The organism is Kribbella sp. NPDC056861 (genome assembly GCF_040687575.1).
Lineage (GTDB): Bacteria > Actinomycetota > Actinomycetes > Propionibacteriales > Kribbellaceae > Kribbella.
The window spans coordinates 1,346,922-1,359,011 of the sequence record NZ_JBFBNQ010000001.1; the positions used below are offsets into that span (position 1 = coordinate 1,346,922).

11 protein-coding genes are annotated in these 12,090 nt (G+C 68.9%); 8 read left to right on the forward strand and 3 right to left on the reverse strand.

Features of this window, described 5'->3' with window-relative positions; all coding sequences use genetic code 11:
- Nucleotides 1-40 precede the first annotated feature (40 nt).
- The 3 genes from AB0P21_RS06110 to AB0P21_RS06120 all read left to right on the forward strand — a co-directional run bounded on the left by AB0P21_RS06110 (nucleotide 41) and on the right by AB0P21_RS06120 (nucleotide 2,102).
- The gene (locus AB0P21_RS06110) at nucleotides 41-376 is read left to right on the forward strand and encodes a PadR family transcriptional regulator (RefSeq protein WP_363694086.1); all 336 of its coding nucleotides are present in this window, start codon (nucleotides 41-43) and stop codon (nucleotides 374-376) included.
- Nucleotides 373-1,167 carry a hypothetical protein gene (locus AB0P21_RS06115; protein ID WP_363694088.1) on the forward strand — a complete coding sequence of 265 codons (795 nt, stop codon included), beginning with the start codon at nucleotides 373-375 and terminating at the stop codon, nucleotides 1,165-1,167. Before AB0P21_RS06110 ends, AB0P21_RS06115 begins: the two co-directional genes overlap by 4 nt.
- A gap of 80 nt (nucleotides 1,168-1,247) precedes the next feature.
- Nucleotides 1,248-2,102, forward strand: a complete 855-nt coding sequence (locus AB0P21_RS06120) for a DUF4184 family protein (protein ID WP_363694090.1) — start codon at nucleotides 1,248-1,250, stop codon at nucleotides 2,100-2,102.
- Here the strand turns inward: AB0P21_RS06120 and AB0P21_RS06125 are convergent.
- On the reverse strand, nucleotides 2,086-2,847 hold the full coding sequence (locus AB0P21_RS06125) for an isocitrate lyase/phosphoenolpyruvate mutase family protein (protein WP_363694091.1): 762 nt from the start codon (nucleotides 2,845-2,847) through the stop codon (nucleotides 2,086-2,088). The genes AB0P21_RS06120 and AB0P21_RS06125 overlap by 17 nt on opposite strands.
- A 358-nt stretch (nucleotides 2,848-3,205) precedes the next feature.
- Here AB0P21_RS06125 and AB0P21_RS06130 point away from each other — a divergent pair, with 358 nt between their 5' ends.
- Both AB0P21_RS06130 and AB0P21_RS06135 read left to right on the forward strand, forming a co-directional pair.
- Entirely contained in the window at nucleotides 3,206-4,087 is an 882-nt protein-coding gene (locus AB0P21_RS06130) for a DMT family transporter (protein WP_363694093.1), read from the forward strand.
- A 10-nt stretch (nucleotides 4,088-4,097) separates the two neighbouring features.
- Nucleotides 4,098-5,381: a glucoamylase gene (locus AB0P21_RS06135; protein WP_363694094.1), complete on the forward strand. Its 1,284-nt coding sequence runs from the start codon at nucleotides 4,098-4,100 to the stop codon at nucleotides 5,379-5,381.
- Here the strand turns inward: AB0P21_RS06135 and AB0P21_RS06140 are convergent.
- A complete protein-coding gene (locus tag AB0P21_RS06140) occupies nucleotides 5,378-6,451 on the reverse strand; it encodes a glycoside hydrolase family 172 protein (protein ID WP_363694096.1) in 1,074 nt (357 codons plus the stop codon). The genes AB0P21_RS06135 and AB0P21_RS06140 overlap by 4 nt on opposite strands.
- Nucleotides 6,452-6,599: 148 nt before the next feature.
- Here AB0P21_RS06140 and AB0P21_RS06145 point away from each other — a divergent pair, with 148 nt between their 5' ends.
- Both AB0P21_RS06145 and AB0P21_RS06150 read left to right on the forward strand, forming a co-directional pair.
- A complete protein-coding gene (locus AB0P21_RS06145; protein WP_363694097.1) occupies nucleotides 6,600-7,106 on the forward strand; it encodes a SigE family RNA polymerase sigma factor in 507 nt (168 codons plus the stop codon).
- On the forward strand, nucleotides 7,096-8,268 hold the full coding sequence (locus AB0P21_RS06150) for a hypothetical protein (RefSeq protein WP_363694099.1): 1,173 nt from the start codon (nucleotides 7,096-7,098) through the stop codon (nucleotides 8,266-8,268). Before AB0P21_RS06145 ends, AB0P21_RS06150 begins: the two co-directional genes overlap by 11 nt.
- Here AB0P21_RS06150 and AB0P21_RS06155 read toward each other — a convergent pair whose 3' ends face one another.
- Nucleotides 8,269-8,796, reverse strand: coding sequence for a hypothetical protein (locus tag AB0P21_RS06155; RefSeq protein ID WP_363694101.1), 528 nt, complete (start codon nucleotides 8,794-8,796; stop codon nucleotides 8,269-8,271).
- 99 nt (nucleotides 8,797-8,895) lie between these two features.
- On the opposite strand from AB0P21_RS06155, the gene AB0P21_RS06160 reads away from it, so the two are divergent.
- On the forward strand, nucleotides 8,896-12,006 hold the full coding sequence (locus AB0P21_RS06160) for a DPP IV N-terminal domain-containing protein (protein ID WP_363694103.1): 3,111 nt from the start codon (nucleotides 8,896-8,898) through the stop codon (nucleotides 12,004-12,006).
- The last annotated feature ends 84 nt before the right edge of the window (nucleotides 12,007-12,090 follow it).

The window sequence follows — 12,090 nt, forward strand, 5'->3', positions numbered from 1 at the left end:
CGGGTTCCAGCAGCTCCGTCGAACGGAATAGTCTGTTGGCATGACCGATCGAGGGATGCAGGAGCTGGCCCTGCTGTTGCTGACCGCGCTCGCGAACGAGTCCCGGCACGGCTATGCGATCGCCCAGGAGGTCAAGGCGATCACGGACGGCCGAGTCTCACCGCGTACCGGTGCCCTGTACGGCGCCCTGGACCGGCTGCTGGCCGAGGGGCTGATCGAGGTGGTCCGCGAGGAGGTAGTGCGCGGCCGGGCCCGCCGGATCTTCGCTCTCAGCTCCACCGGCCGGGAGCGGCTGGAGGCCGAGGCTGCGAGGCTGGACGCGGCCGCCCGTGAGGTCCGCCGTCGGCTGGCCGCCGGTACTTCGCCTGCGACATGACCGACCCTCTTCTCCGGCTGTACCCGCCTGGCTATCGGGCTGCGCACGGTGTGGAGATCCTCGAGGTTCATCGTGAGCTGACGATGGACCTGCCCCGGGTGGCCCGGCTGCGAGCCGACGCCGATCTGGTCGCGCATGCGCTGCGTGTTCGGTTGGGGCTCGACTCGGCGTCAGCCGCAGGGCGCTTCTTCGCCTTGGCCGCGCCGTTCGCGCTGGGCGTCGCCGCGGCGTACGGCGGGATTCATCTGATGAAGTGGTACGCCGGAGTCGCGCTCTCGCCGGGGTCGACCTGGAGCCACCTCGCGGCGATGGATGTGGCGGGGGCGCTGAACGTGGTGCTCCTGGGGATGGTTTCCGCAGGTGCGGTCGCCGCGCTGGTCCGATGGTGGGTGCCGGGCATGGTCGTGGCGGTGTTGGGGCTGCTCGGGTTCGCTGTGCAGTGGACGGTCGCGCCGGCCCTCTACGGCGACGGGCCGTTCGAGCCGATCGCGGCGGTGCTGACGATTCTCGTAGTACTCGGTTGTCCGCCGGATCGACGCGGTGACCGACGGCTGGCGGTGATGGCCGGTGCCATGGCCGCGATCGCGTGGTTCCCCGTTGCGCTGGTCCAGACCCGCAGCTTCATCTTCAGCACGGACTACGGCGCCTGGCCCTTGCTGACGCTTGCCTGCACCGGAGTCGTCCTCACCCTGCGCGCCCGTCCGCTGGGCCTGCGCGCTCTGGGCGCGATGGCGGCGGCTTCCCCACTCTTCCTGGCCCAGGCCTTCACCACTGGGTGGCTGTTCACCTAGCGCGGTGATTCGCCATAGTCCGTTCAGGTGAGTATTCTCGGCAGCGGACCATCCGACGCCGAGCAGAGAAGACCCTCGAGATGCCCTTCACCCTGGCTCACCCCGCCGCGGTACTTCCTCTGCTGCGCCATCCCTTCGTCCCGGCAGCACTGGTCGCCGGCGCGATGGCACCCGACGTCCCCTACTTCCTCAACGCCGCCGGCCTGACCGCAACCAGCGCCGACGACTGGTACGAGCCACTCCTCAACGCCACCCACACGCACGCCCTCAGCGGCCTCCCCATCGCCCTCCTGTACGCCGTATTCCTGGTGGCCGCCTACCGCCTCGTCCGGGCTCCGCTCACCGCACTGCTCCCAGCCGGCCTGAGCCTCCCGACCTCAGCGCGACCGAGGACCGCGCAGCACTTCGGCTGGCTACTCGTCTCCGCCCTGATCGGCGTCGCGACCCACGACCTCTGGGATCTCCTGACCGACGCCGACTTCGCGCCCGCCCGGCTGCTCCAGTACGCCAGCACTGCCTTCGGTCTGATCACCGTCGCGTGGTTCCTCTGGAAGCACCGCTCGCAACTCCGCAGCACCTCGTCGACTCCTCACCTCGCCACGGCTACGCGCCGACTGGTGATCGTGCTCCTGATCGCGGCCCCCGTGCTGGGCGCCGCCGCCCTGGCGCACCACGACTACACCAACTTCTCAACGGTGACCGAAGTGGACTACGCCCACCCGGTCACCGTTGACGAAGGCAACGGAGTCACCAGCACCAGCTACCCCACTACCACCGGCCCGGCGCCTTGGACCGCCATCGCCGAAGGCGTCCTCACCGGAGCGGCCAAACGAGCAGGCGCCGGACTCGCGGCCGCGCTGCTCCTCTACGCGACCGCCTGGCACCTCTTCTCGTCTCCCCGGCGCACCCTCCCCTGGTTCAGCGCCAGGGCTTGACGAGCTCGGCCACCTTGTCAGCCAACGCCATCTGCAGCAGCGGCCCGAAGGTGATCCGCTGCACGCCGGCCGCCTTCAGTTCGTCGTACGAGCCCGAGGCCGCGCCGTCGACGGGATGCGCGGTCACGTTGACCGGCCCGGACAGTTCGGTGAGGAGGGTGCGCAGCGTCTCGGCATCAGGAATCTTGACCGGGTAAACGCAACGCGCCCCCGCTGCCTCACAGGCCTTCAACCGCGTCAACGCCTCAGCCAGCGGATCATCGAAGGTCACCACGTTGCCGAGGAAGGCGTCGGTCCGGGCGTTGATCACCAGATCGACACCGGCTTGGTCGGCGGCAGCCCGCAACGCGCCGATGTAGTCAGCGTGCTCCTGTACTTCGCGCAGCCGCCCTTCGTGGTGCAGGGTGTCCTCGATATTGATGCCAACGGCACCGGCCTCCAGCACCCGCTCCACCAACTCGGCGGCCTTGGTGCCGTAACCGGACTCGACATCAGCGGTGACTGGTACGTCGACCGCCCCGGTCACCCGCCGGATGCCGTCCAGCGCGTCGTCAAGCGTCATCCCCTCGTTGTCCTTCTGCCCACGCGAGTCAGCCAACGGATGGCTGCCGATGCTCAGCGCGGGGAAGCCTGCGTCGACGACTGTCTTGGCCGACCAGGCATCCCAGACCGTCGGGAGCACCAGCGTCTCGCCGGTGTGATGCAGACGCAGGAGTTCGGTGGCTTTAGCGGTGATATCCGTCATGCTCCCGAGCATGCCACGCGGGTGGGAGAACAGGCGGGAGTGTTCGGTGGGGTAGGTGATGTGGGTTCTGTTGCAGGTCAACTCGCGTGTTGCGCAAGGCGCAGAGTGGTGCTTCGCGTTCGCGCAAGACAGGCACTCACCGCGTCTCCTGCGCGACGCGGGAGCTAGGCGACGAAGGAGCCCGCTCTCAACCCCGCGCAGCGCAGAAAGCAACACCCGGCGACGCAGGAGCCACGCTCGCGCGACGCAGGAGCGACCAAGGGTGGGTGGGAGCGCCAAGCTGTGAGCGACGCAGGAGCGAGCGGGCGCGGCAGCGCGGGATTCGCTCAACGTGTCAGGTGTCTGAGAGGCTTTGGTCGTGAACAGGTCCCGGGTCGCCGTACTGGCTCTGCTGGCGGTGGCCGCGGCGTGGGGCTCGACTTTTTTCCTCACCAAAGATCTCCTGGCGCGGATGGACGTCGCCGACTACCTGGCGCTCAGATTCGCGATCGCCGCCGTCGCGCTGATCGCCATCCACCCGCCGGCGATCTCCAAGCTGAGCCGGCTGGACAAGGGCCGTGGTGTTGCCCTCGGCATCACCTACGGCATCGCCCAGCTGGTCCAGACCGAGGGCCTCAGGCACACCTCGGCGAGCGTCTCAGGCTTCGTCACCGGCATGTACGTCGTCTTCACGCCTCTGCTGGCCGCCGTCATCCTGCGGCACAAGATCGGCCGCTGGGCCTGGGTCGCCGTCGTCCTCGCAACCATCGGCCTCGGAGTCCTCTCGCTGCGAGGCTTCACCATGGGCACCGGCGAGCTCCTCACGCTGGCCTCGGCCGGGCTCTACGCGCTCCACATCATCGGCCTCGGCGCCTGGTCCACCCCGGAGAACGCCTTCGGCCTGTCGGCCCTGCAGATGCTGGTGATCACCGCGGTCTGCGCGGTCGGCGCGATCCCCGGCGGTTTCACCCTGCCGACCGGTGCGGGAGACTGGATCTCGGTCGTCTACATGGCCCTGATCGCCGGAGCGCTCGCGTTGATGGTGCAGACCTGGTCGCAGGCGCACCTGACGCCGACCCGGGCGGCGATCGCGATGACGATGGAGCCGGTGTTCGCGTCCGCGTTCGCCGTACTGTTCGGGACGGAGAGTGTGACCGCGCGGATGCTGATCGGCGGCGCGCTGGTGATGTCCGCGATGTATCTGGTCGAGCTCGCGCCCCGGCGTAAGTTCGAGGCCGAGGTCCAGCACCTCGGTCAATGAGGAGAGTGAGATGCGGGACGACGGCGCGCTGCGGCTGCGGTGGTTCCCGTACGCCGTGATCGCGGTCCTGCTCGCCGTCCTGGCCGCCGGCACCGCGGTCAACCTCGATCGCAACCCGCAACCGCAACTGGTTGCCGAGGGCATCACCGGTCGCTCTGGCCCGGTCGAGATCGAGCCACCGGTCGACTCGGCCGACCTGGCCCGGCCGGAGCTGATCCGGGACGCGCTGGCCGATCTGGACGCGCTCACCCTGCCCGGCGGCGCGACGCTGGCCGGCTGGGACGGTCCGTGGCGGTTCGTCTGGCCGCGCGACGCGTCGTTCGTCGCGGCAGCGCGCTGCTCCGTCGGCCAGTACGCCGAGGCCGACAAGATCCTCGGCTTCCTCGACAAGATCAGGCCGTCCGCCGGCCGCTGGGGAGCCCGGTACTCCGCTCCGGATGGCAAAGAGGTCGCCGACGGCCGTGAGCCGCAACTCGACGGCTCCGGCTGGGTCCTCTGGGCGACCTGGTTCTGCGCCGAGACCAAGCGGCAGGCGGCCGGCCGCTCCGGCGCCGAGGCAGTCACGCTCTCGACCGGCGCGCCGCTGTCGCAGTACTGGGCGATGGTGAAGGAGTCCGGCGATCAGATCGTCGCCGAACTGGGCGATGACGACCTGCCGGCCGCCTCGCCCGACTACTGGGAGCGCTCGGAGTCGAAGGTCACCCTTGGCACCATCGCGCCGTTGATCACCGGGCTCAGGTCCGGCCTGCGGATCGCGGCCGCGCTGGACCGCAGTACCGAGGTCGCCAGCTGGCAGCACGCGCTCGAAAGGTTGTCCAAGGCAACCGACGACAAGTTCGGTCCCAGCTATCCACGCACACCCGCCGAGGCGGTCAGCTACCTCGAGCCCGGCGTCGAGCCGATCGGCATCGGCGGCGGCGCGGACGCGATCGTCACCGTTCTCGGCCCGCCCTTCGCCCCCGCCCGCGACGTGGCGACGAAGGCGATCGAGACCACGCGCCACGCGCTCACCCAACCCAACGGCGGCGTCACCCCCGGCGAGGAGTGGCGCACCGACGGGGTCTCGTGGACCCCGCAGACCGCCCTGTTCGCCTTGAGCGCCGCCGCCCGCGGCGACCGCAGTACTGCGGAAGAACTCCTTGCCTGGCTCAACACGCACCGGACCGCGACCGGCTCGTTGCCCGAGAAGGTCAACCGCGATCTCAAGCCCGCCGGCGAAGCGCCTCTCGCCTGGACGACGGCGCTGGTGGTCCTCACTGCCTCGGCCTTGGACCACCCACTCCCAACGCCCTAGCAGATCTCCATCACGTCAGCGGTCGGCGGTTCCGGCCGCGTAGTGCTGGCCGCCGTCGAATAGAAGAACGCGGTCGACGCGATGTCGTCCTGCAGCGGCAGATACCGACCACCCGACCGCCACCCCAGCGCCTGTACGTCGACCCGCAGCTTCTCCCGGAAGCGAATCGGGTCAGGCAGGTGGAAGCGGTACATCCCGAACCGCTGCTGACTCTGGTACTGCCCGTCCGGCCGGATCACCTGCGGCAACCCGAGGTACGGCGTACTGAACTCCGTGTACCCGCCGCGATCCTCACCGATGTCGAAGTTCCAGGCGCCACCGAAGTAGTCCTCCGTCCCCGTGCCGCAGATGGTCGGGAACTCCTCGTCATCGTCGAGGTAGAACTTGACCTCTCCCTCGCCCCACCAACCGGAACTGTTCACGCCCCAAGCCAGATAAGTCCCCACGTAATGCCCCGGCCCCTCCACACCATCGAGCAGCGTGTGGACAGTCTTCGACGGCAGCGGATTGCTGCGACGCCACTGCGTGTGCAGGTACGCCGATCCCTCCGCGATCGCGCCCAGCCAGTAGTCCACCTGGAAGTACACGATCACCGCCGAGTCGTGCGTGTTCTCCAGCGTCAACTGCGCCTGCGAGCTGAACGGCATCTCCCAGTAGCAGTTGAAGCCACCGTTCGGGTTCACCGCGACCGGCAACGAGTTGACCTGCGCGAAGCGCCCCCAGCCGGAGCAGAAGAAGTCCCCCACCGGCGCCTCGATCGCGGGTGCCTCGTCGCCGTCCCAGTGGCCGCGCAGGATCAGGCGGCGCCAGTTGTCGGTGTGGGTGGTGAGCCAGATGTGCGTGATGCAGCCCGGCCCGGCGATGTCCGCCAGCGTCACGGTCTCCCCTGCCGCGATCTCGATCGACGGCGAGACCTTCCAGCCGACCCCGAGATCACGAGCCGCGTTCGCCCCCGTCCCCTCGGTACGCCGCCCGCCCTGGCCGGGCTCGCCGGTCGGGTTCTCCGGGCTGATGGAGCGCGTCCGCACGTCGACGACCGCGCTGATTCCGGACAGATTCGGAAGAGTCATACCCCGACCCTAGGGTCCGGATTCCGCTCGGGCGAGGGTTGGAAATCGATTTCTCACACTCTGGTCACTCCCGGAGACAGCAGATCGACCCTCGGCGCAGTCTTTAGTGGTACAGGCCGGGATCGACCGGCCCGGACGAGGAGACCGCGTGACGTTCGACGAGTGGACCCGGGCCGGGCTGCCCACGTTGCTCCGGTTCGCGACCGTCCTGTGCGGCTCCGGCGACCTTGCCGGTGACGTGGTGCAGGAGGTCGCGATCAAGGCGCACCGGCACTGGGACCGGGTCGCCGCGGCCGCCAATCCCGAGGCCTATCTGCGCAAGATGGTGGTCAACGAATACCTCTCCTGGCGCCGCAAGTGGTCTCGCTTCGTCCCCCGGCCGGAGATCTTCACCGCCGAGACGGTGGCCGACCACGCCGACCAGCAGGCTGATCGCGACGAACTGATCGCCGAACTCGCCAAGCTGCCCCGGCGGCAACGCGCAGTACTCGTACTGCGGTACTTCGGCGGCCTGACCGACGCGGAGATCGCCGACCTGCTCGGCTGCTCCGGCAGCACGGTCCGCGCCCACGCGTCCCGCGCCCTGGCCACGCTCCGGATCGAACTGGTGGCCCCCAAATCCTTTCAGAACACCGGAGTAACCCATGCGCACTGAGGAAGACCTCCGCACCGCCTTCGACCACCTCGCCGACTCGGCGCCCGCGGCCGACGACATCCTCGCCGCGCTGCCGCCCGCCACCAAGCCGGTACGCCGAAGCCGCACGCCGCTCGTCCTGGGCGCGGCCCTGGCCACCGCCGCGGCCCTGATCGGCGGCTCGCTCCTGGTCGACCACCTCAAGCCCTCGGAGCAGGCTGCAGACCAGTTCACCGCCGCCGACTGGACGCCGTGGCTCACCGTTCCGGCGCCGCAGCAGATGCGGGTCAACCCCTTCGTCAGCACGCCGAACCGGCAGACCTGGGAGCTGACCAAGATCGCCGGCTCCGGGTCCGGCGGGTGCTTGGTGTCCGCACACCGCAACGGCGACTTCGACCCGGAGACCATTCCGGCCGACAGCCCGACCGTGGACGTCAACGGCGCCAAGGGCCGGATCATCACGTCCGCCAAGATCGATCCGTTGCTGCCGCCACTGAAGGGCAGCTACACGCTGCAGAGCCCGGCGCAACCGGGCCAGACGATCGCCTGGCAGCCGGCCCGCGGTTTGTGGGCACTGGTCGCCTGCCAGACGAACGGAGGGGGCACGGGTGAACCCCACTCGCTGTGGAAGTCCGATCTCCCGAAGGCCACGGAACTCGCCCGCGCCGTCTCGACCGGCGAACGCCTCGCGGCGCCGTACAAGATCGAGGTGCTGCCGGGCGGGCTCAAGCCGGAGCAGGTGAGCTACTGGAGCCCGGAAGGCGAGACCGCTGGGACCGGCCGCCGGTTCCTCACCCTCTGGTCCGACGGCAATCCCAAGACGGGCGACCCTCAGCGGGGTACCGACGTGAAGATCTGGTACGAAACGTCTCCGGCAGGCATCTCGATGAGCGGTTTCAAGCCCGATGCCACAATCAATGGCCTGAACGCCTGGTACTTGAACCTCTACAACGGTCCTTCCGACCCGGGTAACCCCACGGTCGCCCTGCCGATCACGGGCAATGGTCCCACCGAACTCATCCACCTGGAGGGCGCCGGCTTCGCCCTCACCGTCCAGAGTCTCAGCAGGACCGTCAAGCTGGCCGACCTCGTCGCCATCGCCAGGAAGATCCAGCTCGCCCCGAGCGCCACCGACCTCAGCACCTGGTACGACGCCGCGACGGCGATCCCGGCGCCGAGGTGATCAGCAGGGACGGACCTTGGCGTCCAACCCGTGCTCAAAGGCCAGACAGGCCCGCGGCCGACCCTGGTCCTTCTTGGCGCGAATGACCAGCGGATAGGCATCGGCGTTACGAACCTCAGGGGTGCGGTCCGTCTTCAAGGTGCCGACCGCACCGCCGCGCGCCTCGGTCGCCGCCTTCACGTCAGCGACACTCACCACACTGCTGGCCTGCTTCTGCGCGGCTGCCTTGGCGTCGTCGGCGACCGCCAGCGCGAACTTGATCTCCGGCGGCTGCGACCAGGTCGTCGAGGTGACCGGGAACACCAGGCCGAACATCAGCAACCCGACGAATCCGATGATCTGCCGGGCCTTCCGCCGCTTGTCGGTCCACAGCACGCCGGCGCAGCAGATCGCCACCGCCAACGTGATGCCGCGGATCACCCAGTGCCGATCCAGCCGGCTGTCCACCGCCAGCGCCGCCACGATCGCGATCACGACACACAACCCGGCAGCGACACTCGCCCGGACCGCCGGCGACACAGACTTCATGCCGCAGACCCTAGCCGACACGCCGATCCGGGCGGACCGTGAGCGACCCCGGTGGCAGATTCGATGGCGTCCTCACCGCCCTGAGGGATTGGATCCGCTGTGAATCTCGATGATCCGGGTTTCTGGAGTGTCTCCCGCCGCCGCGCCCTGCAACTGAGTGCGGGAGTGGCCGCGGCCGGCTCCCTGCCATTGACGGCAACGGCCGCTGCTCGCAGTACCGGCGGGCAGGCCGTGTTGACCGAAGGCACCAATTTCATGGTCTCGGTCTCCCCCGACGGTCGATGGCTGGCCTTCGATCTGGTGACCGCGATCTGGGTGACATCTGCGGCCGGCGGGCCGTCCCGGCGACTCACCGACGATCTGCAGGACGCCAGCCGGCCGCGCTGGTCGCCCGATGGAGCGAGCATCGTCTTCCAGTCCTATCGCGACGGCAACTACCACCTCTGGACGATTCGCCCGGACGGCTCCGGGCTGCGCCAGTTGACCACCGGCCGCTTCGACCACCGCGAACCGGCCGTCGCGCCGGACGGAAAGTCGATCGCCTTCTCCTCCGATCGCGGTGGCACCGGAAGCTACGGCATCCATCAGCTCACCGTGAGCAGCGGCACGATCGTCGCGCTGACCGACGACCTGAGCGAGGAGGCCGAGCCGGTCTACTCCCCCGACGGCAACAAGATCGCCTTCACCGTCGACGCGGCGTCGATCGTCGAGCTCGACCTGCGCACGGGACAGCGCCGTACCGCGGTGCCGGCCGTGACCGGCAGCAGCCTCTACGGACCTTCCTACTCACCCACCGGGCAGCTCGCCTACGTGCGCCTGACCGGCCCTGCCAGCGATCTCGTGATCGGCGAGCAAGCAGTGACGTCCGGCAAGGACGTCTTCGCCCTGCCGCCGTCCTGGGACTCGGCCGGCGAGCTCTTCTACACCGCCGACGGGCAGGTCCGGAAACTCGACGCCGGCACGGACACCCTCATTCCGTTCACAGCCGCCGTACCGGTGACGTCTCGCCGACCCCGGCCGAAGGCGCCCGACCTCGAGTCGACCCGGCGCCGGCCGGTCTCCGGTATCGCCTCGCCGACCGTCTCACCCGACGGTCGCCGGATCGCCTTCCGGGCCCTGAACGCGCTCTGGCTGGCCGACACCAGTGGCCGTGGGCAACCACGCAAGCTCGTTGCCGACGGCTACTTCAACTCCGACCCCGACTTCTCACCCGACGGCCGGAAGTTGCTCTACGCCAGCGATCGCGACGGGACCGCCGATCTCTGGCTGCACGACCTGAAGACCGGTGCCGACAGCAAGCTCTCCTCGTTGCCCGGGGCCCAGACCGCGCCACGCTTCTCCCCCGACGGCCGTCAGGTCGCCTACCAGGACCAGGACGGGATCGCCTGGACCCTCGAGCTCGACTCGGGTCAGGTCCGCCAACTCACCCCGACCCTGTTCCAGCCGGGTCGCGTCAGCTGGTCCGCCGACGGCCGCACGATCGTCCTGGCCGCGGTCAAACCGTTCTCGAAGCGCTTCCGCGAAGGCACCAGCCAACTCCTGTACGTCGACGTGGCAACCACCGCCCTCGAGTACGTCGAGCCGATGCCGTTCCGCTCGCTCGCGACCCGAGGCGACGACGGCCCCGTCTTCTCGCCCGACGGCAAGCACCTCGCCTTCGTCGTCGAGAGCCTCCTGTACGTCGTACCGGTCGATCGCCGAGGTCGCCTCACCGGCCAACCCCGAGCCGTGACCTCCGAGGCCACTGACTCCCCGGTCTGGCAGGACAACCGGACCCTGCTCTACCTCCACAACGGCCTGGTACGCCGTACCGACCTGCGCCGCACGCGACCCCGGACGGTCGAACTCGACCTGCACTGGCGCCGCGCCACCATCAACCAGCACGTCACCATCCACGCCGGCGCCCTCTGGGACGGTCGGGCTCCGGAGTTGCGCAACAACGTCGATGTGGTCGTCGACGGATCGAGGATCGCCGCCGTCCGGCCACACCGAAGCAAGGCCGACATCGACGCCGGCGGACTCACCGTGATGCCGGGGCTGATCGACGCCCACAACCACTGGCACCTGCGCGGCCGGGCCTGGGGTGCCCGGCAGGGCAACCTCTGGCTCGCCTACGGCATCACGAGTACGCGCTCTCCCGGCGATCCCGTCTACCAGATGCAGGAGACCCGGGAAGCGCTCTCTCACGGCACTCTCACCGGGCCGCGCTACTTCGCCACCGGGGAGGCGATCGACGGGTCGCGGGTCTACTACAACTTCATGCGACCGACCCTGTCCTTGCGGCAACTCGCACTGGAACTCGACCGGGTCGAAGGACTCGCCTATGACCTGGTGAAGACCTACGTCCGGCTGCCGATCGAGTACCAACGGCGGGTGATCGCGGCAGTCCACCGGCTCGGTCTGCAACTGTCCTCGCACTATCTCTACCCCGCTGAACACCTCGGCATGGACGGCATGGAGCACACCGGCGCGACCAATCGGCTGGGCTACTCGCACACCGTCAGCCGGCTCGGCCGCGCGTACTCCGACGTGATCACGCTGTTCACGAAGTCCGGGATGTCGGTCACCCCCACGCTCTTCAACTCGACGATGGCGCACGTGGACGACCCGTCGCTGCTCACCGACCGACGGACCACCACCTTGTACCCCGCCTGGGAGTACGCCGCGCTGCAAGCCGAGGTGGCCGCTGCTGCGGGGCCGGCCGGGGTCACCACCCGGGCGCTGCTGGCCGGCAATGTCGAGATGGTGCTGCGGATCCATCGAGGGGGCGGTCTGGTGATTGCCGGCACGGATTCACCGCTGGACAACATCGCCGTCTCGCTGCACGCGAACCTCCGCTCGATGGTCGCAGGCGGCTTCACGCCGTACGAAGCGCTGACGACGGCGACCCGAAATCCGGCGAAATGGCTCGCGCTGGGCGACAAGCTGGGGGTGGTGAAGCCTGGCGCCCAAGCCGATCTGTCCTTCGTCCGAGGCAATCCGCTGGCGGATATCACCCACGCGGCAGCGGTCCAGCAGGTGATGGTGGCCGGCCAGCTGCACACCGTCGACCAACTCCTCGCTCCCTTCACGCCGAAGCCGGCCACACCCGCACTCGTTGCTACAGGCAACGGAGCGGAACCGCTCAGCCGGGAGCAGGCGCACGCCCACGACCCGAAGTACTGGTGGCACGAGCCGGAGTGGCTGCACCGACTCTGCTGCGAGAGCTGAGGCGGCGGTATTCCGACATTTGCGCACGGCATCTTGCAGTAATCAACATTTGATTCTAGCGTGATCGCGACTTGGTGTGCCCGC